General features: G+C 71.7%; 22 protein-coding genes. 9 read left to right on the forward strand and 13 right to left on the reverse strand.

The features are described from left to right. Positions 1-547: 547 nt before the first annotated feature. Positions 548-1,270 (forward strand): response regulator, encoded by a 723-nt coding sequence (locus ACFW48_RS15115; RefSeq protein ID WP_386314911.1) that lies wholly within the window; start codon positions 548-550, stop codon positions 1,268-1,270. Between the two features lies 1 nt (position 1,271). Then, positions 1,272-2,384: a sensor histidine kinase gene (locus tag ACFW48_RS15120; RefSeq protein ID WP_386314557.1), complete on the forward strand. Its 1,113-nt coding sequence runs from the start codon at positions 1,272-1,274 to the stop codon at positions 2,382-2,384. 72 nt (positions 2,385-2,456) lie between these two features. Here the strand turns inward: ACFW48_RS15120 and ACFW48_RS15125 are convergent, their stop codons facing one another. Then, on the reverse strand, positions 2,457-3,458 hold the full coding sequence (locus ACFW48_RS15125; protein WP_386314560.1) for an NAD-dependent epimerase/dehydratase family protein: 1,002 nt from the start codon (positions 3,456-3,458) through the stop codon (positions 2,457-2,459). A 202-nt stretch (positions 3,459-3,660) separates the two neighbouring features. Between ACFW48_RS15125 and ACFW48_RS15130 the strand changes: the two genes are divergently transcribed. The 4 genes from ACFW48_RS15130 to ACFW48_RS15145 all read left to right on the forward strand — a co-directional run bounded on the left by ACFW48_RS15130 (position 3,661) and on the right by ACFW48_RS15145 (position 5,771). Beyond that, positions 3,661-4,038 carry a sortase-dependent protein gene (locus ACFW48_RS15130; protein ID WP_386314562.1) on the forward strand — a complete coding sequence of 126 codons (378 nt, stop codon included), beginning with the start codon at positions 3,661-3,663 and terminating at the stop codon, positions 4,036-4,038. Next, complete coding sequence (locus ACFW48_RS15135) at positions 4,035-4,658, forward strand: class F sortase (RefSeq protein ID WP_386314565.1); 624 nt, start codon at positions 4,035-4,037, stop codon at positions 4,656-4,658. Before ACFW48_RS15130 ends, ACFW48_RS15135 begins: the two co-directional genes overlap by 4 nt. 89 nt (positions 4,659-4,747) lie before the next feature. Beyond that, a complete protein-coding gene (locus tag ACFW48_RS15140; RefSeq protein ID WP_003975205.1) occupies positions 4,748-5,239 on the forward strand; it encodes an RNA polymerase sigma factor in 492 nt (163 codons plus the stop codon). Beyond that, the gene (locus ACFW48_RS15145; RefSeq protein ID WP_386314567.1) at positions 5,223-5,771 is read left to right on the forward strand and encodes a hypothetical protein; all 549 of its coding nucleotides are present in this window, start codon (positions 5,223-5,225) and stop codon (positions 5,769-5,771) included. The genes ACFW48_RS15140 and ACFW48_RS15145 overlap by 17 nt, the downstream gene beginning before the upstream one ends. 263 nt (positions 5,772-6,034) lie before the next feature. Here the strand turns inward: ACFW48_RS15145 and ACFW48_RS15150 are convergent, their stop codons facing one another. The 3 genes from ACFW48_RS15150 to ACFW48_RS15160 all read right to left on the reverse strand — a co-directional run bounded on the left by ACFW48_RS15150 (position 6,035) and on the right by ACFW48_RS15160 (position 8,404). Beyond that, a complete protein-coding gene (locus ACFW48_RS15150) occupies positions 6,035-6,355 on the reverse strand; it encodes an SCO5918 family protein (RefSeq protein ID WP_386314569.1) in 321 nt (106 codons plus the stop codon). 62 nt (positions 6,356-6,417) lie between these two features. Continuing rightward, positions 6,418-7,944, reverse strand: coding sequence for a DEAD/DEAH box helicase (locus ACFW48_RS15155; RefSeq protein ID WP_386314571.1), 1,527 nt, complete (start codon positions 7,942-7,944; stop codon positions 6,418-6,420). Positions 7,945-8,200: 256 nt separating this feature from the next. Continuing rightward, positions 8,201-8,404, reverse strand: coding sequence for a cold-shock protein (locus tag ACFW48_RS15160; RefSeq protein ID WP_055418803.1), 204 nt, complete (start codon positions 8,402-8,404; stop codon positions 8,201-8,203). A gap of 465 nt (positions 8,405-8,869) precedes the next feature. On the opposite strand from ACFW48_RS15160, the gene ACFW48_RS15165 reads away from it, so the two are divergent. Together ACFW48_RS15165 and ACFW48_RS15170 are read left to right on the forward strand one after the other, a co-directional pair. Beyond that, on the forward strand, positions 8,870-9,625 hold the full coding sequence (locus tag ACFW48_RS15165) for a ferritin-like domain-containing protein (RefSeq protein ID WP_386314575.1): 756 nt from the start codon (positions 8,870-8,872) through the stop codon (positions 9,623-9,625). Between the two features lie 155 nt (positions 9,626-9,780). After that, a complete protein-coding gene (locus ACFW48_RS15170) occupies positions 9,781-11,070 on the forward strand; it encodes a phosphatase PAP2 family protein (RefSeq protein WP_386314578.1) in 1,290 nt (429 codons plus the stop codon). A gap of 51 nt (positions 11,071-11,121) precedes the next feature. Here ACFW48_RS15170 and ACFW48_RS15175 read toward each other — a convergent pair whose 3' ends face one another. Beyond that, positions 11,122-11,895 (reverse strand): polysaccharide deacetylase family protein, encoded by a 774-nt coding sequence (locus ACFW48_RS15175; protein ID WP_386314580.1) that lies wholly within the window; start codon positions 11,893-11,895, stop codon positions 11,122-11,124. A gap of 268 nt (positions 11,896-12,163) precedes the next feature. On the opposite strand from ACFW48_RS15175, the gene ACFW48_RS15180 reads away from it, so the two are divergent. After that, positions 12,164-13,195 (forward strand): hypothetical protein, encoded by a 1,032-nt coding sequence (locus ACFW48_RS15180; RefSeq protein ID WP_386314582.1) that lies wholly within the window; start codon positions 12,164-12,166, stop codon positions 13,193-13,195. On the opposite strand, the gene ACFW48_RS15185 is transcribed toward ACFW48_RS15180, so the two are convergent. The 8 genes from ACFW48_RS15185 to ACFW48_RS15220 form a co-directional block, all read right to left on the reverse strand. After that, positions 13,159-13,899 (reverse strand): helix-turn-helix transcriptional regulator, encoded by a 741-nt coding sequence (locus tag ACFW48_RS15185; RefSeq protein ID WP_386314584.1) that lies wholly within the window; start codon positions 13,897-13,899, stop codon positions 13,159-13,161. The two genes, ACFW48_RS15180 and ACFW48_RS15185, sit on opposite strands and share 37 nt — an antisense overlap. Positions 13,900-14,589: 690 nt before the next feature. After that, positions 14,590-15,021, reverse strand: a complete 432-nt coding sequence (locus ACFW48_RS15190) for a DUF3618 domain-containing protein (protein WP_386314586.1) — start codon at positions 15,019-15,021, stop codon at positions 14,590-14,592. Beyond that, a complete protein-coding gene (locus ACFW48_RS15195) occupies positions 15,018-15,455 on the reverse strand; it encodes a phage holin family protein (RefSeq protein ID WP_386314588.1) in 438 nt (145 codons plus the stop codon). The genes ACFW48_RS15190 and ACFW48_RS15195 overlap by 4 nt, the downstream gene beginning before the upstream one ends. A gap of 84 nt (positions 15,456-15,539) precedes the next feature. After that, positions 15,540-15,995: a phosphatase PAP2 family protein gene (locus ACFW48_RS15200; protein WP_386314591.1), complete on the reverse strand. Its 456-nt coding sequence runs from the start codon at positions 15,993-15,995 to the stop codon at positions 15,540-15,542. 151 nt (positions 15,996-16,146) lie between these two features. Then, positions 16,147-17,202: a YihY/virulence factor BrkB family protein gene (locus ACFW48_RS15205; RefSeq protein WP_386314594.1), complete on the reverse strand. Its 1,056-nt coding sequence runs from the start codon at positions 17,200-17,202 to the stop codon at positions 16,147-16,149. 264 nt (positions 17,203-17,466) lie between these two features. Next, the gene (locus tag ACFW48_RS15210) at positions 17,467-18,528 is read right to left on the reverse strand and encodes an aromatic acid exporter family protein (RefSeq protein ID WP_386314596.1); all 1,062 of its coding nucleotides are present in this window, start codon (positions 18,526-18,528) and stop codon (positions 17,467-17,469) included. 60 nt (positions 18,529-18,588) lie between these two features. After that, positions 18,589-20,022: a glucose-6-phosphate dehydrogenase gene (gene zwf / locus ACFW48_RS15215; RefSeq protein WP_386314599.1), complete on the reverse strand. Its 1,434-nt coding sequence runs from the start codon at positions 20,020-20,022 to the stop codon at positions 18,589-18,591. 28 nt (positions 20,023-20,050) lie between these two features. Then, positions 20,051-21,508: a sugar porter family MFS transporter gene (locus ACFW48_RS15220; RefSeq protein ID WP_386314601.1), complete on the reverse strand. Its 1,458-nt coding sequence runs from the start codon at positions 21,506-21,508 to the stop codon at positions 20,051-20,053. Positions 21,509-21,598: the final 90 nt, after the last annotated feature.

A 21,598-nucleotide genomic window follows, 5' to 3' on the forward strand; every position in this document is an offset into this window, starting at 1 on the left:
AGGGTCTTCGGTCGGGTCTTCGGATGCGCCGTGGGACGCGCTCCCGGACGTGTTCCCGGCCGCGCTTCCGGGTGCGTCTCCGGGTGGGGCCCGGCCTGGGTCATCGGCCGCGTCTTCGGATGCGCCGTGGGACGCGCTCCCGGACGTGTTCCCGGCCGCGCTTCCGGGTGCGTCTCCGGGTGGGGCCCGGCCTGGGTCTTCGGATGCGCCGCGGGACGCGCTCCCGGACGTGTTCCCGGCCGCGCTTCCGGGTGCGTCTCCGGGTGGGGCCCGGCCTGGGTCATCGGCCGCGTCTTCGGATGCGCCGCGGGACGCGCTCCCGGACGTGTTCCCGGCCGCGCTTCCGGGCGGGCCCCCGGGTGGGGCCCGGCCCGGGTCTTCGGTCGGGTCTCCGGAAGCGCCGCGGGTCACGTTCCCGAGCGGATCCCCGGGCGCGCTCCCGAGCGGATCCCTGGACGAGCCCCGGAACGGCTCCCCGGACGAGCCTGCGAACGGTTCACCGAGCGTTTCACTGAGCGGCTCACCGAGCGTTTCACCGAACGGCTCACTGAGCGGCTCACCGAACGGATCCCCGTCCGGGACCGCCCGGGTCCTGGTCGTCGATGACGACCCCACGGTCGCGGAGGTCGTCGCCGGCTATCTGGACCGCGCCGGTTACGTCGTCGACCGCGCCGACGACGGCCCGGCCGCGCTGGCCCGGGCCGCCGCGCACTGGCCGGACCTGGTGGTGCTGGACCTGATGCTGCCCGGCATGGACGGCCTGGAGGTGTGCCGGCGGATGCGCGGCCAGGGGCCCGTGCCGGTCATCATGCTCACCGCCCGCGGCGACGAGGACGACCGCATCCTGGGCCTGGAGGTCGGCGCCGACGACTACGTGACCAAGCCGTTCAGCCCGCGCGAGCTGGTGCTGCGGGTGGAGTCCGTACTGCGCCGCACCCGGCCCGCAGCGGTGGAGCGGCCCCTGGGCTCGGCCGGTCTGACCGTCGACCCGGTCGCCCGGCGGGCCACCAAGAACGGCGCCGAACTCGCCCTCACACTGCGCGAGTTCGATCTTCTCGCCTTCCTCCTGCGGCACCCGGGAAGGGCGTTCGCCCGGGAGGAGCTGATGCACCGGGTGTGGGGCTGGGACTTCGGCGACCTGTCCACCGTCACCGTCCACGTCCGGCGGCTGCGCGGAAAGGTCGAGGACGACCCGGCCCGGCCCCGGCTGATCCAGACCGTGTGGGGCGTGGGCTACCGCTTCGACCCGGCCGGGCGGGAGGCGGTCTGACGTGTCCGACACCCTTCTCATCGCCCTCTACGCCTTCGCCGGCGCCGCCGCCACCGGCCTGGTGGGGGCCGGCGTACTGCGGCTGATCCGGCGCCGCTCACTGACCGCGTCGCTCGCTGTGGTGGCGGCGGTCGCCGTCCTCGCGATGCTCGCGGGCACCCTTGCGGTCGCCTGGGCGATGTTCCTGTCCCCGCACGACCTGTCCGTCGTCACGACCGTCGTGGCGATGGCGGCCGTCGTCTCCCTGGCCACCGCGCTGCTGCTGGGCCGCTGGGTCGTCGCCCGCAGCCGCGAACTGACCGCCGCGGCCCGCTCGTTCGGCGAGGACGGCGACTACGCGGCCCCCACGGCCGGCGCGACCGCCGAACTGGACGCGCTCAGCCGTGAGTTGGCCGCCACCAGCGCCCGACTCACCGAATCCAGGGAGCGGGAACGCGCCCTGGAGACCTCCCGGCGCGAACTGGTCGCCTGGATCTCGCACGACCTGCGTACCCCGCTGGCCGGCCTGCGCGCCATGTCCGAAGCCCTGGAGGACGGCGTCGCCGCGGACCCCGACCGCTACCTCCGCCAGATCCGCACCGAGGTGGAACGCCTCAACGACATGGTCGGCGACCTTTTCGAACTGTCCCGCATCCACGCCGGCACGCTTCCCCTCGCCCCGGCCCGGATCTCCCTCTACGACCTGGTCGGCGACGCCCTCGCGGGCGCGGACCCGCTCGCGCGGGAGCACGGCGTACGGCTGGTCGGCGACGCCGTGGCGGCCGTGCCGGTCGAGGTGGACGGCAAGGAGATGAGCCGGGTCCTGGGCAACCTGCTGGTCAACGCGATCCGCCGGACCCCCGCCGACGGCACGGTCGCGGTCGCCGCCGAGCGCTCGCCCGAGGGCGTGGTGGTCTCCGTGACCGACGGCTGCGGCGGCATCCCCGAGGAGGACCTGCCGCGCGTCTTCGACACCGGCTGGCGCGGCACCCACGCCCGTACCCCGCCCGCCGGCGCGGGGCTCGGCCTCGCCATCGTCCGGGGCATCGTGGAGGCCCACCGCGGCCGGGCCACCGTACGCAACATCCCGGGCGGCTGCCGCTTCGAGGTGACCCTGCCGGCACCGGAGGGCTGAACCGGCGGGCCCGCACGGCACGGACCGCGGACCGCGAATCGCGTGCCGCGGACTGCGAACCACGTGCCGTGTTCACTCCCCGCGCAGCCCCGCCCGTGCGAACTCCCGCATTCCCTCCGCGAAGCCGACCCGTGGCCGCCACCCCAGCCCGGCCCGCAGCCGAGAGGAGTCGGCGGTGATGTGGCGGACGTCGCCGAGGCGGTACTCGCCGGTGACGACGGGCTCGGGACCGCCGTACGCGGCGGCCAGGGCGGTGGCCATCTCGCCCACCGTGTGCGGCTCACCGCTACCGGTGTTGTACGCCGTGAGCGTCCCGGCCGGCGGCCCGGCCTCCAGCGCCGCGACGTTCGCCGCGGCCACGTCCCGTACGTGCACGAAGTCCCGGCGCTGGCGGCCGTCCTCGAAGACGCGCGGGGCCTCGCCGCGAGCCAGCGCGGAGCGGAAGAAGGAGGCGACACCGGCGTACGGGGTGTCGCGCGGCATCCGGGGTCCGTACACGTTGTGGTAGCGCAGCGACACCGCCGTCGCGCCGGTCGCCCGGGCCCAGGCGGCGGCCAGGTGCTCCTGGGCCAGCTTGGTGGTGGCGTACACGTTGCGCGGGTCGGCCGGGGCGTCCTCGCCGACCAGCCCGGGGGACACGTCCGTGCCGCACACCGGGCACGCGGGCTCGAACCGGCCCGCGTCCAGGTCGGCGGCGGCGCGCGGCCCCGGCCGCACGACTCCGTGCCGGCGGCACGTGTACCGCCCCTCCCCGTACACGACCATCGACCCGGCGAGCACGAGCCGCCGCACGCCCGCGTCCGCCATTGCGGTGAGCAGGACGGCGGTGCCGAGGTCGTTGCGCGAGACGTACTCCGCCGCGTCGGCGAACCCGTTGCCGAGCCCGACCATCGCCGCCTGGTGGCACACGGCGTCGACCCCGGCCAGCGCCCGGGCGACGGCCGCCGGGTCGCGCACGTCCGCGCCGGGGTCCTCGCGGACGTCGTAGCCGACGGGTTCGTGCCCGTGCGCCCGCAGCGCCTCCACGACATGGGACCCGATGAACCCGGCACCGCCGGTGACCAGTACGCGCATACGGCCACGCTAGGACGGCGGGGGCGACGGGCCGGGTGCCCCGCCCGGCACGTCATGAGTCCGTAAGAAGCGGGCAGGGGCGCGGCCGACGGCGACTTTGCCATCCCTTTACAACCCGCCCCGCCGCTGCCTCGTCTCTCCGACCGATCCACGTCCACACCCCACGCGACACACGCGCCGACCGACGAGAGAGAGCGACCCGATGCGCCGTACCATCCTCAGCGCCGTGGCCCTGGCGTGCACCGCCGTACTGGCGGGCACCGCACCCGCGTTCGCCGACGACCCGTCCCCGGTCCCCTCCACCCCACCGGCCGCGAGCGCCCCGAGCCCCGGCACCGAGCCGAGCGAGGCGCCGTCGCCCTCCGTCAGCTCACCGGCTCCGGCGGCCGAGCCGTCCCGGGCGCCGGCCGACGGCCAGGTCTCCACCGTGCCCGAGGGCGCGCCCGACACCGGAGTCGCGGCGCCGGCGTCCTCCGGGACCGACGAAGGGCTCATCGGCGCGGGCGCCGGTGCCGTGCTCGTCGCGGGTGGCGCGGTCCTCCTCGTCGTACGCCGCCGGCGGGCGGCGACCGGGGCGTGACCTCGCTTTCCAGGCGCGCCCTCGCCACCACCGCGCTGGCCGCGCTCCTCATGGGCTGCGGCGGCGGCCAAGGGGACGACGCGAGGGGGACCACACGCCCCGCGGCCACGGCACCGCCGTCGCACGCCTCCGCGAAGTCGGTGCCGCCCCTGGAGCGTTCGGTTCCGGTCGGCCTGCGCATCCCGGCCATCGGGGTCGACACCCCGGTGATGCGGCTGGGGCTGGCGTCGGACGGCACGGTGGAGGTCCCGCCCGTCACGGACGACGACCGCGCCGGCTGGTACCGGCACTCGCCGACCCCGGGGCAGGTCGGGCCGTCGGTCGTCCTCGGCCACGTCACGGTCGGCACCCACGGGGACGGGGTCTTCCGGCACCTCGCGCGGCTGCACCGCGGCGACCGGATCGAGGCGCGACTGGAGAACGGCACGGCGGCGGAGTTCAGGGTCACCGCCGTACGGACGGTGGCGAAGGCCGACTTCCCGACCGACGACGTCTACGGGGACGTGGACCGCCCGGAGTTGCGGCTCATCACCTGCGGCGGCCCGCGGGTCGGCGAGGAGTACCGGGACAACGTGATCGCCTTCGCGGAGCTCGACTCGACGAGCCCCGCGCCCGCCTGACCGGACCGACCGACTGGACTGACCGACCGGACCGACCGACCGGACCGACCGGCCGCGCGTACCGCATCCCCTCACGACCATGGAGAGCGTTGAAACGGTCCCGTGACAGGGCGGCGTCCGAGCTGTTCGCCGCCCTGTATCCGCGCCTCGCCGGCTGGTGCCGCCGGCTCGTCGACGACGACGAGACGGCCCACGAGATCGCCTCGGAGGCGTTCACCCGGCTCTGGGCCCGCTGGACGTCCGTGGAGGAGCCCCGCGGCTTCCTCTACGTCACCGCCGCCAACCTCGTCCGCGACCACTGGCGCAAGCTGGAGCGCGAGCGCAGGGCGGTGCGCCGGGTCACCGCGGAGGTCGCCGTGCGCCCGCACCCCGAGCAGGCCGACCCCTCGGTGCGCCTGCTCGTGCAGTCCCTGCCGGAGCGACTGCGCGTGCCGATCCTTCTGCACTACTACGCTGACATGCCGATCCGGGAGGTGTCCGTGCTGACCGGGCGCAAGGAAGGAACCGTCAAGGCCGACCTCCACGCGGCCCGCGAACTGCTCCGCGTCCATCTGAGGAGAAGCCTTGACCACACGCCTTGAGGACGGCCAGGAGGATCCGGGGTTCGAGCGGGACGACGACGATCCGCTGCTGGTCGTGCTGCGTCCGGGCGGCGACTTTCTGGGCCCGCCCCCCGGCCGCTACGAGGCGGTCCGCCGGGCGGCGTCGCGCCGGCGCCTGTTCCGTGCCGCGGCCGGCGCCGCCGCGACCGCTGCCGCCGCCGCCCTGATCGCGCTGCCGTTGCACTGGGCCGCCCCCGCGTCGCCCACGCGTCCGACGGCTCCACTGGCCCCGGCTCCCGTCGGCCCCACGCAGCTGACCTCACCGAGCCCGGCCCCGCCCCGCGATCCCTCGCTGGGGCCGTCCCCCGAGCCGTCCGAGCCCTCCGCGGACTCGGCGTCGCGCTCCGCGCCGGGCTCGGTGTCGCGCTCCACGCCGTCGGCCGTGCCGAGCACGCCGCCCGCCGCCGGCCAGGCGCCGTCGAGCGCACCGGGAGCCGAGCCGTCGGCACAGCCGAGTACCGCGCCCATGCCCTCGGAGTACGCCGGCGCGGCTGCTACAACCGGACGATGATCTACCACGTGCGCCGGGCCTGTCGTTTGGATCAGGTCGGCTGAGAGAGACCGCGCCTTCCAGCCGCCCCGTGACGCCGGCAAGACCCAAACGACAGGCCCTAGGTGTGCTGTCCCGGGACCGCCGAGGGCCCGCTGTTCCCGCACGTGCTCGGCCCCCTCGACCGCGCGGCCGTCCAGCGCGTGCTGGAGGTCCGGTGGGACGACGGGGGCCGGGCTACGGGACTGTCCTGACGTGGCAGGGGGCGGACGACACCCCCTGCGTCACGCGACCGGTGGAGGGGTGCCGCCGAGCAGCGCCGACGCGGTCTGCACCGGCGTGGCGGCGGGCTCCGGAGCGGGCGCGAGCTCGGGGTCCGGGTGGCAGGTGAAGCCGAGGCGGGCCATGGCCCGGGTGACCTCGCCGCTGGAGAAGTCGCGACGGTCCTGCCGGGTGATGACCTCGCCCACCTGCTTGACGGGGTAGCGGCGGCGGCCGATGGTCACGGACTCACCCGTGATCGTTTCGGGCGTGACACCCTTCATCGAATCCAGCACCCCACCCTTGGTGAGGTCGAACGGGTACCGGGCGATGACACAGCGCATGATGCCTCCACAAGGGGGAGATGGGGCGGGTGGGTTTGCCGTTCGCGACGGTCCGGGCGGTGTTACGCCGCCGAGCCACCGGCGGACTGTCGCCGCGGCCTGCGGCGCGGGGCTTCGCCGGCGGGCCGGCCCTGGGTGCCGCGGCCCTGGCCGGTGCGGCTCTGCTGGGTGGAGGATCCCTGGCCGGTGCGGCCCTGTGCGGTGCGGCCGCGGCGGCCACGGGACGAGGAACCCCCGCCGGACCCGGCGCGACGCGGGCGCTCCACGACCGGTACGGCGATGACGACCGGGACACCGGACGGGGCCTGCGCCCCGGTGATGCGGGTCAGCTCCGCCTCGCCCGAACGGACCGGCGTGACCTGCGGGGTGATTCCGGCCGAGGCCATCAGCCGGGTCATGTCGCGTCGCTGGCCCGGGGTCACCAGGGTGACGACGCTGCCGGACTCGCCGGCGCGGGCCGTACGGCCGCCCCGGTGCAGGTAGTCCTTGTGGTCGCTGGGCGGGTCGACGTTGACGACCAGGTCGAGGTTGTCGACGTGGATGCCGCGGGCCGCGACGTTGGTCGCCACCAGGGCCGTCACGTGCCCGTCCTTGAACTGGGCGAGGGTCCGGGTGCGCTGCGGCTGGGACTTGCCGCCGTGCAGGCCCGCGGCGCGGACGCCGTTGTTCAGCAGGTGCTTCACCAGCCGGTCCACGGCGTGCTTGGTGTCCAGGAACATGATCACCCGGCCGTCGCGCGCCGCGATCTCGGTGGTCGCGCGGTGCTTGTCCGTGTCGTGCACGTGCAGGACGTGGTGCTCCATCGTGGTGACGGCGCCGGCCGACGGGTCGACGGAGTGGACCACCGGGTCCGTCAGGTAGCGGCGGACCAGCCGGTCGACGTTGCGGTCCAGGGTGGCCGAGAACAGCATCCGCTGCCCGTCCGGAGCGACCTGGTCGAGCAGGGCGGTGACCTGGGGCATGAAGCCCATGTCGGTCATCTGGTCGGCCTCGTCGAGGACGGTGATGGTGACGTCGCCGAGGTGGCAGTCGCCCCGGTCGATGAGGTCCTTGAGCCGCCCGGGCGTCGCTACGACGACCTCGGCGCCGGACCGCAGCGCGCCGGCCTGCCTGCCGATCGACATGCCGCCGACCACGGTGGCCGACCGCAGGCCCACGGCGCGGGCGTACGGGGTCAGCGCGTCGGTGACCTGCTGGGCCAGCTCACGGGTGGGTACGAGGACGAGGCCGAGCGGACGTCGCGGCTCGGCGCGCCGGCCGGCCGTGCGGGCCAGCAGGGCGAGACCGAAGGCGAGCGTCTTGCCCGAGCCCGTGCGGCCGCGGCCGAGTACGTCGCGGCCGGCCAGGGAGTTCGGCAGGGTCGCCGCCTGGATCGGGAACGGCACGGTCACGCCCTCGCCGGCGAGGGCGGTCAGCAGGCGCGCCGGCATGTCGAGTTCGGCGAACGACTCGACGGCGGGCAGCGCCGGGGTGACCGTCTTCGGCAGCGCGAACTCGCCCTGGGGGGCGGCCGGTCGGCGTCCGGAGGTCTGGGAGCGGCGGGGGCCGCCGCCGGAGCGTCGTCGGTCGTTGGTGCGTACGCGGTTCATGGGGAACCTTCCTTGATATGGCACGTATCAAGGGAGACCCGCAGCAAGGGAACGGCGCAGGGAATCGCAAGAACGAGCCGGCCCCGGTCGGTTCCGGCTGATGCAGCCGTGTGGACCGGGAGAATTGATGAAACCGGGAAAACTGAATGCGCGGGGGGAAATGCGGCCCCCCGCAGGGCGCTCTGCGCCCGGAAACGCGGCGAGCTGGGGCCCGCACCCGAAGGTGCGGGCCCCAGCTGCGAAGTACGCGTGAGCGTCAGGCGGGAACGATGTTCTCGGCCGTCGGGCCCTTCTGGCCCTGCGCGATGTCGAACGTCACCTTCTGACCCTCGAGCAGCTCGCGGAAGCCCTGGGCGTTGATGTTCGAGTAGTGGGCGAAGACGTCGGGGCCGCCGCCGTCCTGCTCGATGAAGCCGAAGCCCTTTTCCGCGTTGAACCACTTAACGGTGCCGGAAGCCATGTTTTTCTCCTTCGGTACGGTGCTCGGAGTTCACCCTGTGTGATCTCCGGTCGCCGTGATGATCACCCCGTCGGAAAAAACCTTCAGGCAACCACAACTGCAACTGGCATCGACAGTAGCACGCCGTGATCGCCGGGGGGCTGGCGATAATCTTGCTCCGACTGGCCGACAGAGGAATATTCCCGGGGCGTCCGGCCGATTTCTCCTGTCATGGCGATAGATATTGCTCCCTGCGGGCCGTAGCCTCGCCGTCCGGGCCGCCGCCCCCAGCGCCATGACCTCCCATGATGAGGGTCCGCGCCGCCTCGGCGCCGTCGAATGCGGTGAAAGCGACAAAAGGCGCGAGGGGCGTGTAGCGAGACAAAGGACACGCCCTCCCCGGGGGGTGGGAGGGGAACGGTTCGGCGCCCGCCCGCGTCGTCCCCTTCCAGGGCGCGGCGGCCGTGTCCCGGAGAGGGGCGCGGGGTGCGTACGGGCGGGTTCGCCGAGTGGACGCGGCGGTTCGAGGACGAGCGGGAGCGCAGACAGGCGCAGGACGACCCGGACTGGGACCGGGGGGCGACGCTGCCCGAGGCGGTGTGGGCCGGCATCCAGCGCTTCCAGGTCGGCGAGGACGGCGACGGGGCGAACCTCGTCGGCAAGGCGGACCGGGCCGGCGACCCCGACTACGCGCGCGCGGTGCGCCTCTTCGTCGCCGAGGAGCAGAACCACGCCCGGCTCCTGGCCCGACTGCTGGCCGCGGGCGGCATGCCGACGCTGACAAGTCACTGGAGCGACACCGTCTTCGTACGGTTGCGGCGCCTGATGGGCCTGCGCCTCGAACTGCTGGTGCTGATGATCGCGGAGGTCGTGGCACTGCGCTACTACCGGGCCCTGCGCGACGGCACCGACGACGCGCTCACCTCGGAGGTGGCGGGACGGATCCTGTCCGACGAGCAGCGCCACGTCCCCTTCCACTGCGAGCGGCTGCACGCCTCCCTGGCGGAACTGCCCCGCCTCGCGCGCCGCCCGGTGACGACCCTGTGGCGGCTCCTCCTGCTCGGGGCCGCCCTCGTCGTCGCCGCCGACCACGGCCGGGCCCTGCGCCGGCTCGGTACCGGCCGCCGTCGTTTCGTGGCCGACGTCATGGCTTCGTCCGCCGAGGTGGTCCGCGCGGTGCTGGGACCCTCCCGGCACGGGAAGAAGGACCCGCTGGAAACAGAGCCGGAACCCGGGAGGTAATCTTTCCGTCTTTCTCTGCCGACGGGCTGCTCCTCGTGACAGGAAAGCGGCAAATCGACTAAAAATTGATAAAGAAGGCATTGCGGGTGTTTTCACGAATAGGTAGCAGAAGCGCATTCTCCGTGTTGCGCCGGCCACGGGCGAGACTCTGGGCCGTGGCGGGTGCGGTGGCCCTCGGATTCCTCATCACGCTGGAGATCGCCGCGCGCCGCTACGGCCTGCCCGGCCCGATGACCCATCAGGCCCAGGAGTTGGTATTCGCCCCCGCGTCGGGGCCGCTGCTGTACGCCAGTATGGCTTTGACGATGGTGGTGCTCACCTGGCGCCAACGCTTCATCGCGGCGGGTGTCGCGGTCGGCATCGACGTCACCATCGCACTGGTGCGGTGGGCGGCCGACGCCGGGGTGACCGAGGGCCACTCCTTCGGCAACGGCGCGCTGTGGGTGATCCTGGGCTTCGCGGTCATCGCCGTCACGCGCCGCACCGGCCAGGAACGCGTCCTGCTGCTGAAGGGCGTCGGGCTGGGCCTGCTCCTGGTGGCCGGCCGCAAGACCGGCGACACCTGGCTGCTGATCACGTCGAAGACCCGCCCGGACGTGCTCGACCCGTACGTGGCGGTCGCCGATCACGCCCTGGGCAACCCGTCGTGGCTGGTGGGACGGGCCGTCGAGGCCACCGGCCCGGTCGGCGCCCATGTTCTCGACTGGGTCTACGCCCAGCTCGCGGTGGCCGCGGTCGTCGTCGCGCTGTACCAGCTGCGCCACGTGGCGGCCGAGCGCCGCTTCCCGGGTCATCACCTGGTCCGCACGTTCCTGGTGATCGGCCTCCTCGGACCGGCCGTCTACATGGTCTTCCCCGTGGTCGGACCGGTCTTCACCTACGGCACCGGCGCGTTCGGCACCGGCGGCGAGCAATGGGCGATGGCCAACCTGTGGCCGGACACGCCGAGCCCGATCAGCACCCCGCACCCGTGGACGTACGACGAGATCACGCCCCGCAACTGCATGCCCAGCCTGCACACGGCATGGGCCACCGTGATATTCATCCATTCCCGCAAGGCCCCCCGTTTCCTGCGATTCGCAGGAACGTTTTGGCTTATCGCCACCCTCACCGCGACGCTGGGATTCGGCTACCACTACGGCATTGATCTCGTCGCCGGTGTGGTGTTCGCGGTCACGATCGAGGCGGCGCTGCGCTCGCTCGACCGCGGCTGGGACCGGCCGGGAATCCAGTTGGTCGTATACGGGGCCCTGGTCTTCACTGCCCTCCTGGTGGCGACTCGCTACCTGCCGATGGAAATGGCCGAACGCCCGTGGATTTTCGGGCCACTTCTCATTCTGGCGATGGTCTCGGTCGTCTACGGCTACGTGCGGACCACCAAACGGTGGGAACCGACGACCGCAGCACCGGCACAGCAACTGGAACCCCGACTCGAACTGGCCTGACGAGCGCCGAGGACCGAGCGCGCGCTCACGCGAGCACGCGCTCACGCGGGCTCAACGCACCGGAAAGCCGAAGGAGTAGCCCTGCTCCTGGAGCCAGGGGAGGACGCGGCGCAGGGCTTCGACCGTCTGGGAGCGGTCTCCTCCCGCGTCGTGGAAGAGGATCGTCGGCCCGTTGGGCAGCTCCCGCCGCACGGTCTCGACGATGGCGTCCGTGCCCGGCCGCTCGAAGTCCTTGGTGTCCACGTTCCAGCCCAGCGGGCGCATGCCCCGGGAGGCGGCCAGCTTGCGGCTGTAGGGGGTGAAGGCCCCGCCGGGTGCCCGGTAGTACATCGGTCGCACGCCCCCGGACGCCTTGGTGATCATGCGCTCGGCGTCGAGGATCTCCTGGGACTGGTAGGCCTCGGACTTCTTGTCCATGGCGGTGTCGTGCGACACCGTGTGGTCGCATAGCCGGTGCCCGGCCGCGACCACCTCCTTCACGAGGTCGGGGTGGGCCTGCGCCTGCGTCCCCGTCACGCAGAACGTGGCCTTCACTCCGTATTCGCGCAGCAGGTCGAGCACTTGAGGGGTCCACGCGGGATCGGGGCCGTCGTCGATGGTGATGTTGACGCCGCGGGCCCCCTTGTCCGAAGCGTGCGCGATGGTCTCCGCGACCCGCTCGACGTCACTGCCCGGCGTGGGCGACGCGGTCGCCTTCGGCGACGAGCCACCCACGGCGTCGGCCTGCGCGGTCCACACCGAGGCACCGACGGCGAGCACCGTCACCCCGAGTGCCGCCCCGACCACCTTGCCGTACCAGCCTCGTCCGCCGCTGTGCCGTGCCATGTCCGCCCCGCTTCCACGCAGTTCCTCGTCGCCCCTCGGCCACCTTGGGACCACCTGGCAGGACGAGGGAAAGGGGCCATGGGATGCGTCCGTTACCGATCACGGACAATCCCGGAGGAGTTCGCGGACAACTCGGCGGCAGCGGTGGTCATTTCCCGCTCCGTGCTCCCTGGGTGGCATAGGGGGAACATAGGCGCGGTGTGAAGTCTGGGCGAGCAGGCATTCACCGCTTCGATGGGATGACATGAACCCGAAAAGACGCAACGTCATGTTACTGACCACTGCCCTTCTCGCCGCCTCCGCGGTGACCGGCGTCGCACCGTCCGCCCAGGCCGCCCCGGCCGCCCCCCAGGCGTGCACGTACAAGGCCGCCCACCTGCCGGTGCCGGCGGGCATCGAGGCCGGAGCCGTGAGGGCGACGGGCGGGGACGGGGTGTACGCGGGGGAGATCGAGTTCCCCGAGGAGGACTCGCTGCAGCATGCCGTCCTCTGGCAGGACGGTCGGCTCACGGACCTGGGGCCCGCGGCCGGTGCCGACTTCGACCTCTATATCAGCGACGTGAACGGCAAGGGCACCGTCGTGGGGCACGGTGCCAAGATCACCGGCGTGACCGACGGCTTCCCGTCCTGGTCGTGGTTCCCCGTCGTCTCCCGCAACGGCAAGCTGGAGCGGCTCCCGGTGCTCCCCGGCACGTATGACGTGCAGACCCGTGTGATCACGGAGAACGGGGACATCTACGGCGAGGGCCATGGCGCCGACCCGAACTACACCGAGGTCTACAAGTGGCCGGCGGACCAGCCCGGCACCGTGGTCAAGCTGCCCGGCTTCCCGCGCGGCAGCAACGTCGAGGGCGTCGACACCGACGGCACGGTGGCGGTCACGGCCGTGGACAACCCCAAGGGCACCTGGCGGCCGTACCTGTGGAAGGACGGTGTCGCGAAGGCGCTGCCGATCCCGGCCGGCGCGGCGCACGCCCAGGTCACCGGCATCTCGAACGGCTACGTCATCGGTGACGCCCTGACCTCCGACTTCGCCCGGTCCGCCGTCCTGTGGGACAAGACGGGCAAGGCGACGGCCCTGCCCAACGGCCAGGGCGCCAGGGCCATCAACAGCCAGGGCCTGATCCTCGGCACCAACAAGAAGCTGGTCCCCAGCCTCTGGCAGCTGACCAGCAGCGTGGGGGCCGCTCCGAGCGACGGCATGGTCCACGCGCTCGGCGACGACGGCACGCTGTCGGGCGCGAAGGCAACCGCGGGCACCACCTACCCGCGGTTCCCGGCCGTGTGGAACTGCGGCTGATCCGCACCGGCACCACAAGGGCGCCTCACCGGTCGGCGAGGCGCCCTTCGCCGTCCCCGATCGCCGTAGAGCCCGGCCAACTCGGCGACCGCACGGGCCACCTCCGCGCGTGCCTCGGGAGGTTCGACGACCTGGACGTCGGTGCCGAACTGCGGCAGGTGGCGGACCGCTTCCACCACGGGACAGACGACCTCCACCCACAACCACTCGACGGTGCCCCCTCCGGGGGTGGGTGGCCCGCTGAAGTAGCTGCCGGCGATACGGGTCACCATCTCCAGCCGCTCCCGGCGCAGCCGCACGATGATCCGGACGCCGGTTGTGCGGACCTCCACCTCGCGGCGCAGGCCGTGCCAGACCTGCGCCGGCTCCACACCGGGCCGGCGGTGCGCCGTGGCCTCGACGACCGAGACCCGCGACAGCCGGTCGGTGCGGAAGAGTCGGGGCCTGCCCCGGTGGTCGGCGACCAAGTACCACGTGCCGGCTTTCGCCACCAGGCAGTACGGGACGACGGTGTAGCGGCGCAGGGCGGTCCGGCCGCTGTGGCGGTAGCGGACGCGCGGCCGACGGTGACTGAGGACCGCGGCGTACAGCGCCTCCAGGTCCGTGTCGGAGCGCGGCGCGGCAGGCCGGCGCTCCGGGTCGACCAGGATGCGGCGGCTGGTCAGCTCGGCCGCGGGGCGGTGCGGGGCGGGCAGCGCGGCCATCACCTCGCGCAGCGCGGAACCGAGGGGGCCGCCCGTTGTGAGGGGCCTGTGCTGTCGCCCGGTCAGGAGGGCTACGACGAGGAACGCACGGGGCCAGAACGGACGGGGCGTAGGGCTCCTGCTGCGTGGCCTGGCATGGCGCCGCCCAGAAACGACTGAGGCCCAGGTCTTTGACCTGGGCCTCAGTTCTGGAGCGGGTGACGAGAATCGAACTCGCGCTCTCAGCTTGGGAAGCGACGGCGCTTGGGGAGGCGGATAGCTTCTGAACTGGGGGTATGTACTGTGACGTGACGTCCGAGGGTGCAGGATCGCACCGCTGTTGACCGTGGTCTACCGGTCTTATGGGCACGCTATGGGCACGCCGTCGGCCAGGAGGGGCGGGGAGCACTTCTCAGGACTGATTGGAAGCTGGCTTCCGGAGACGAGCCCAGGTTGGAAAGGTGCCCTTGCAGGAGCACACGGAGGAGTTCAGCAGTCATCGTTGCTGGCCGGGCCCGTGTGTGTCGCGTGTGGGAGCTATTGCCCGGATGGCTTCTGGCGGGTGACGGCGCCGCGGCCTGGATGGGCCGGATGTCTCCCAATCGCGCGCCTCACCAGCGGAGGTGGAACCTACCTCCACTCAGAGCCCCGAGCGCCAGCCCGACCGGCTTGTACACCACCTTCGACGCCTTCATCGCCGCTTCCTTGCGTCTACTTCCTCTTCTTGCGGCGCAGCAGCAGACAGGCGACGGCTAGGGCTGCTCCGGCGGCGATCAGCGGCGTGCGGTTGTTGCGTACCGGTTCGGGCGCCTGGTCGTGCCACATCTGCTGGGCCTGCCCGGCCTTGGCCTTCGCCTGTTCCGCGGCGGCGGCGGCTTTGTCCTTGACCGGGTCAGGGAGCTTCTCCTGCACCAGGTGCGCGGCCTCGGCGGCCTTGGCCTTGACCTGCCCGGTCAACTCGGCCGCCTTCGTGGACGCCTGCTCCTTGGCCTGCGCTGCCTTCTCCTGGGCGCGTGCTTTGACGTCGGTCTTGTCGGCCAGGGCTTCGGCCGTGTCCCCGAGTTCGTGGCGGGTCTGTTCGACCTGCTCACGCAGCTCGTCCGGGCTGGCGGCGGTGGGCTCGTCGTGGGGCGGCTGGGTCATCGCTTGGCACTCTCCTTGATCTCGGCCACGTCGGCCTTCACGCTGTCGATGGTCTGCTCGGGGGCCGGCGGGGCGGCCCGGGTGACTTCCTTCTTGCCCGTCAGCGCCAGCACACCAGTGATCACGCCGAGGACGCCGGTGACGATCAGGGCGGCGGCCCAGACCGGCAGCGGTACCGCGAGGGCGGCGATCGCCGTGGCGATCAGTGCCTGAAGGGTGAAGAACCCGGCCAGGCCGGCCCCGCCGAACAGGCCGCCGCCCTTGCCGTAGCGTTTGCCCTTCTCTTTCATCTCCGCCTGCGCCAGCCGCATCTCCGCCCGCACCAGCTCCGTGAGCTGCTGCGAGGCGCGCTGTACCAGCTCCCCCACCGGCTCGCCACCCGAGGAAGAACGCTCGGTGTGGCTGCCGGAGGCGGGACGGCTCGTGTCAGCCATCGTCATCACCCTCCTGCGGTAGTGACACCCGAGTCCCACTGCCGGCCGCAGGAACACCTGCCTGGCAGCACTGACACAACCCGTTCACAAGATCACCCTGCGCAGCAGGCGCGGCAGCCGGTGCACCGCCCACGCCCCGGCGCCGCCGATGGCGGCTCCGGCGGCGACGTCGCTGGGATAGTGCGCGCCCGAGTGCACCCGTTGCACCGCCACCGCCGCGGCCGGCAGCGCGCACACTGTGCCGGCCGCCGGCCATACCACCGCGACCGCTGCGGTGAACCCGAACGCGGCCGCGGTATGCCCGGACGGAAACGACGAGGAGTCGGGGCGGTCGTCGACATCATCGTGCGGAATGAACTCCTTGGGCGGACGCCGCCGCTCCCACAGCGGCTTGACCACCGCGTTCGACAGGATCTCGGAGACCGCCATCGCGGACAGCCCCGCCAGCGCGGCCCGCTTGCCCCGCATCCCGCCCACCGCTGACATGGCCAGCGCGGCGCCCCACCACAGCTTGGTCCGCTCCGCCGCTTCCTCCACCACCGGCACGCACCTGCGCACCCACCCGGGCCGCCATCCGGCCACCCTCTGCAAGGGGCCCCGCTCCACCCGGCACAACTCCGCTTCCACGTTCATGACCAGCCAAGTCACCCGTGCAGGCCGGATCAATCCGTGAGGCACGACGTCGGCATCGTCATTGTTGGGCGTCGCGGCGGTCCTGCTCGTCCCAGGCGCGGGTGTCGCGCGGCGGTACGTAGGGCTCCTCGCGGGGGTCCATGCCGCCGGCGATCGCGCGCTGGCGGGCCATCTCCGCGTCGAACTCGAGGCCCAGCAGGATCGCGATGTTGCTGACCCACAGCCACACCAGGAAGATGATCACCCCGGCCAGCGTGCCGTAGGTCTTGTTGTAGGAGGAGAAGTTGGCCACGTAGAACGCGAATCCGGCCGACGCGAGCATCCAGATCACCAGCGCGACCACGCTGCCCGGGCTGACCCACCTGAAGCCGCGGCCCTTCACGTTCGGGGCCGCCCAGAACAGGATCGCGATCATGAGAACGACCAGGACCACCAGCACCGGCCACTTCGCGACCGACCACACCGTCAGCACGCTGTCCCCGATACCCAGTACGGACCCCGCCTGCTCGGCGATGCCGCCGGTGAAGACCACGATCAGCGCGCTGACCACGGCCAGGACCAGCAGGACGACCGTCACCCCGACACGCACCGGAAGGACCTTCCACACCGGACGCCCCTCCGGCATGTCGTAGACGGCGTTCGCGGAACGGATGAACGCCCCGACATACCCGGAAGCCGACCACACCGCCAGCACAAGGCCGACCACGGCCATCAACGACCCGACCCCGCCACGACCCTGCAACTGCGTCACCGCGTCACTGATGATGTCCCTGGCCGAACCCGGCGCCAGCTTCCGCAAGTTCTCCAGGACCTGGTCGGCCGCCGACTTCCCCGCCAGGCCCAGCAACGACACCAGCACCAGCAACGCCGGAAACATCGACAGCACCCCGTAATAGGTCAGCGCCGCCGCCCGGTCGGTAAGCTCGTCATCCTGGAACTCCTTCACCGTTCCCTTGAGCACCGCCCACCACGACCGCTTCCCCAACTCTGTGGGCTCGTCCGGCGCTCGCCGCTCCACCTCCGCGTCGGGGCCCACCCGCGGTTCCGGCAGCGCCGCCTCACGACCTGCTGTGCCGCGCGCCCTGCCCTGGTCCTCTCCTGATGTCCCTACCATGACACCCGGAGTAACCGCGTCTGATGTGAGCATGCCCGGATCGAAGACCGCACCGTTGGAGATCGCCCCCGTGTGCAGGTCCCGCTCATGACGCCGCTGCCTTGCGGCCGGCCCGGTCAGTCGGCTGCCCGTGATCCGTGTGCCCTCGGTGCCTTGGCAGCGGACGATGGAGGCCCTTGCTCGCCCTCGCGACGCGTCCGACGGCGCCCCGGAGTGCTCGCACCAAGAACGGATGCCGCCTTTCCGGTGACCCGTACTTCAGCCTCATGGCCGTCGTCGGCGTCGCAGCCGGGGCGCCCCCCGCAGTCTCGGCGGAACGCTGACGGGGACATCGGTGGCTCCCTCGTGCAGGGCGCGTTCGGCCTCTTCCACGTCGGCGCCCGCGAAGACCAGAATGTCCCCGGCCACCAGCCGGACGCTCTCCCACACGGCGACCGGGAGAGCCGGACCTCCCTCCACGTTCGGAGCGCTCCGGACGATGTCGAGGGTCCGTCGGGCCGCGTGCAACCGTGCGGCGTGGCTCGCGGGGGCGGTGGCCAGCACCGTCAGGACATCAGCCAGTCTCCGTACCGTGTGGGCGAAGGTCTGCCGGTGTCTCGTGTCGAGGGCCGAGGCGCCCCGGATCAGGGTGAGACAGCTGTTGCCGATCAGGTCCAGGTATCGCGTGGTCGCGATCTCCTGGACGACGGGCTCGCGCCGGCCCCGCCACAGCAGGGTGCGCCGGGCAACGGCGATGGCGTCGTTCCGTGTTCCGCCGAGATCGTTCAGCAGTGTGTAGACGGGACGCAGCTCCTCCCACAACCGGGTGTGGCGTTCCTCCTCCGGCTCGTCCAGCGCCCGCGCCGTCAGGGCCAGAGCGCGGCCCAGCCCTTCCAGTGTGGCGGCCTCGGCGCGTCTCAGCAGGGCCAGCGGGTGCGGCGGGAAGAGCAGCTGGCTGAACACGAGCGCCACCCCGGCGCCGAGCAGGGCGTCCAGTACCCGGTCGATGCCCGCCTGCTGTCCGGACGCTACGGAGATCACCGCCCCCACGGCGGCCTGGGCCATGGTGATGCGCTCCCCGTCGATGAGCAGCGCGACGAGCAGTGCGCACAGGACGGCCACGCCGACGGACGGGGCGTCGTGGCCGAGGAAGCGGAAGGCCAGTTGCCCGACGACGACCCCCGCGACGACCCCGGACAGGGCCCGTACGGCGTTGGTGCCCCGCCCTCCGACGGGCGTGTTGAGCGCGACGAGGGTGGCGATCGGGGCGAAGAGCGGGACGTGATGGTCGAAGACGCTCCGGGCGATCCACCAGGAGAGCGCGGCGGCCGTGGCCTGCTGGAGCACAGGCCACAGGTTGTCCCTGACGCGCCCCCACGCCTCGTACATCACGCTCCACGCTCGTGATCAGTGCACGTGGCCGTCGTCGAACAGGTGAGGTCCGAGCTCGTGCCAGTTCCGCAGGCCGGGGAGCCGGCCTGCCGTGTGGGGCCCCCAGCTTTCCCGCGCGTACGGCACAGGGGGGTCCGCCGGGTCGAGCACCGGTTCCACGATGCGCCAGCATTCCAGGATGGCGGGGAAGAAGGCGAAGTACTCGGGATCGCCTTCCACGGCCCCGTGCAGGATGTTCTCGTACGGCAACTCCTGGCGTCCCAGTACCTGCGCGTAATCCACCCCGATGGGGACGGTCATCGGCCCGGTGCCCTTCTCGGGCTTGCTCACCGTCAGGTCCGCTCTGATACCGGTGTCGCCGTCGATGCGGAAGCGGATGAGGTTCGGAGGCGTCCGCGTGTTCTCGCCGGCGAAGAGTTCCAGGGGCGGCCTGCGCAGCTCGACCACGACCTCGGTGGCGGTGAGGGCCAGCGCCTTGCCGCTGCGGAGGTAGAAGGGCACTCCCGACCAGCGCCAGTTGTCGATGAACAGGCGGGTCGCGAAGTACGTCTCGGTGGTGGAGTCCGGCTGGACGCCCTCGACGTTCCGGTAGCCGTCGTACTGGCCGCGGACGGTGTCGGCGGGGTCCATCGTGCGGGTGGCGTGCAGGACCCGCCACTTCTCCAGCCCCTGGGCCCGGGCGTTGCCGGCGCTCGGTGGGTCCATGGTCAGGAAGGCCAGGACCTGCAGCATGTGGTTCTGGACCACGTCGCGCAGGCAGCCCACCTCGTCGTAGAAGGAGCCCCGGTCGGCGACGTCGAAGTCCTCGGCGAGGGTGATCTGGACGTTGTCCACGTAGGCGCGGTGCCAGATCGGCGCCAGCAGCGTGTTGGCGAACCGGGAGATCATCAGGCTCTCGACCGCGCGGTTGCCCAGGAAGTGGTCGACGCGCAGCAGGTGGTCGTCGTCGAAGTGGGTGCTCAGCTCGTCCTGCAGCTTCCGCGCGGAGTCGAGGTCGTGTCCGAACGGCTTCTCCACCACCAGGCGGGCGTTGCGGTTCAGGCCCGCCGCGGCCAGCGCGGCGGCGACCGTGGTGAACAGTGACGGCGGGATCGCCAGGTAGTGCGTCACGAACCCGAACCCGGCCACGGCGTCGCGCAACCGGGCGAAGGTGGTGTCGTCGGCGAAGTCTCCGGTGATGATGGACAAGCCCGCCGCGAACCGGTCGAAGACCGCCTCGTCGATGTCCGTGCCCGCGGCGACGACTGCCTCCCGCGCGTGCCTCCGCAGCGCGTCGTCGTCCCAGTCGCCGGCCGCCACCCCGATGACGGGCACGGTCAACTTGCCGGACTCGGTGAGCCGGTACAGGGCGGGGAGCAGCATCTTCTTGGCGAGGTCGCCGGTGATGCCGAAGATCACCAGGGCGTCGGAGCGTTCCATGTCGGGAGGGCTGAGGAGGGTGCCGCTCATCGCGAGCGTCCTTTCTCGGGAGTCACCGTCAGTGGGTGTCCGCAGCCGGTGCCGACGCGTCGGGCTTGTGTCCGAAGCGGGAGTACAGGGCTGCCTGGATCTGTTCGGCGTCGCGGTTGCGGGTCTCGGGCAGGTAGCGGCTGACGAAGAAGAACGCCAGCACACAGATCCCGGCGAAGATCCAGAAAGTCTCGCCCTGGCCGATCGCGGAGGCCAGGGGCAGGAAGGCGAGGCTCACGACGAAGTTGGACACCCAGTTGACCGCCGTGGCCACACTCGACCCCTCGGCCCGCACGGACGGCGGGAAGATCTCGCCGAGCAGCGTCCAGAACACCGGTCCGAGGCCGCCCGCGTACGCGGCGATGTAGATGACCATGAACAGCAGCGTCAGCACCGAATTCATGCCGACCACGAAGGCGAGACCCAGCAGGAAGATCGAGACGGCCATGAGGGCCAGCGAGACGAGGACCAGGACACGGCGGCCCGCCCGGTCGACCAGGCGGATCGCCACCAGCGTCATGACGAGGTTGATCACGCCGATGAACACGGAGTAGAAGATGGAGTTCGACGCGTTCAGGCCGGTCTGCTGAATGATGGTCGGCGCGTAGTAGATGATCGTGTTGATACCGCCGAACTGCTGCACCGCGGCGAGGGCGAGCCCCACCACGAGGGCCGGTCGTACATCGGGCGTGAGGAGCTTCTTGGCCCCCCGGCCGGTCTCTCCGGAGTTCCGCGCCTGCTTCTCGCGCTCCTCGGCGATCCGGCGCCGGGCGCGCGCGATCAGGCGGTCCGCCGTGGCCTCGTCGGTGACCGAGGCGATTGACTCGCGCGCCGTGTCGGCCTTGTCGTGGGAGATGAGCCACTGCGGGGATTCGGGAAGAACCCACAGGGTGGCGGCCACCATGAGGGCGGCCGGAATCGCTCCGACGGCGAACATGGCCCGCCACATCTCGTTGCTCGAGAAGGCGAGATTGACCAGGTAGGCGATCAGGATGCCGAGCGTGATCATCAGCTGGTTCATCGTGAGCAGCCGCCCGCGGATCTTCGTCGGCGAGATCTCGGACAGATAGACCGGCACCGTCGCCGAGGCCGCGCCGACCGCGAGGCCGAGAATGACACGGCCCGCCATGAGCACCGGATAGCCGTTCGCCGCGCTCGCGATCGCCGTACCGACGATGAAGACCACGCCGATCGCCCCCAGCGCCCTGCGCCGGCCCAACCTCTCGGACAGCCTGCCCGCCGAAGTGGCGCCGATCACCGCGCCGATGAGCAGCACGCTGACCACGCTTCCCTGCTCGAAGGAGTTCAGGTCGAAGTCCTGTTTGATATAGAGCAGGGCACCCGACACGACACCCGTGTCGAAGCCGAAGAGAAAGCCGCCCAAAGCGATCGCAGCCGCCCAGCGGGTGATCTTCCGCTGCCCCTCGCGGGAGACCTCGATGAGCGGTCCATGGGTGCCCGGTTCTTTGGAGAAGCCCTGAACCATGCCACTTCCTCATTCGCTCATGTCTCAAAGGTCTGTCCGGTCAACGTCACCACCCTTCGAGACGTGGAGGCGTAAAAAGAGAAGCAATCG

This window comes from Streptomyces sp. NPDC058812, assembly GCF_042744565.1.
In the GTDB taxonomy this organism is placed as follows: domain Bacteria; phylum Actinomycetota; class Actinomycetes; order Streptomycetales; family Streptomycetaceae; genus Streptomyces; species Streptomyces thinghirensis.

Bases quoted from the DNA above. Each gene is read 5' to 3' on its own strand.
- ACFW48_RS15175 (WP_386314580.1), bottom strand. From the start codon at position 11,895: ATGGCACGGCACAGCGGCGGACGAGGCTGGTACGGCAAGGTGGTCGGG.
- ACFW48_RS15195 (WP_386314588.1), bottom strand. From the start codon at position 15,455: ATGGCTGACACGAGCCGTCCCGCCTCCGGCAGCCACACCGAGCGTTCT.
- zwf (WP_386314599.1), bottom strand. From the start codon at position 20,022: ATGAGCGGCACCCTCCTCAGCCCTCCCGACATGGAACGCTCCGACGCC.
- ACFW48_RS15150 (WP_386314569.1), bottom strand. From the start codon at position 6,355: ATGCGCTGTGTCATCGCCCGGTACCCGTTCGACCTCACCAAGGGTGGG.
- ACFW48_RS15220 (WP_386314601.1), bottom strand. From the start codon at position 21,508: ATGGTTCAGGGCTTCTCCAAAGAACCGGGCACCCATGGACCGCTCATC.
- ACFW48_RS15125 (WP_386314560.1), bottom strand. From the start codon at position 3,458: ATGCGCGTACTGGTCACCGGCGGTGCCGGGTTCATCGGGTCCCATGTC.
- ACFW48_RS15155 (WP_386314571.1), bottom strand. From the start codon at position 7,944: ATGAACCGCGTACGCACCAACGACCGACGACGCTCCGGCGGCGGCCCC.
- ACFW48_RS15190 (WP_386314586.1), bottom strand. From the start codon at position 15,021: ATGACCCAGCCGCCCCACGACGAGCCCACCGCCGCCAGCCCGGACGAG.
- ACFW48_RS15185 (WP_386314584.1), bottom strand. From the start codon at position 13,899: ATGGCCGCGCTGCCCGCCCCGCACCGCCCCGCGGCCGAGCTGACCAGC.
- ACFW48_RS15160 (WP_055418803.1), bottom strand. From the start codon at position 8,404: ATGGCTTCCGGCACCGTTAAGTGGTTCAACGCGGAAAAGGGCTTCGGC.
- ACFW48_RS15205 (WP_386314594.1), bottom strand. From the start codon at position 17,202: ATGGTAGGGACATCAGGAGAGGACCAGGGCAGGGCGCGCGGCACAGCA.
- ACFW48_RS15130 (WP_386314562.1), top strand. From the start codon at position 3,661: ATGCGCCGTACCATCCTCAGCGCCGTGGCCCTGGCGTGCACCGCCGTA.
- ACFW48_RS15180 (WP_386314582.1), top strand. From the start codon at position 12,164: ATGTTACTGACCACTGCCCTTCTCGCCGCCTCCGCGGTGACCGGCGTC.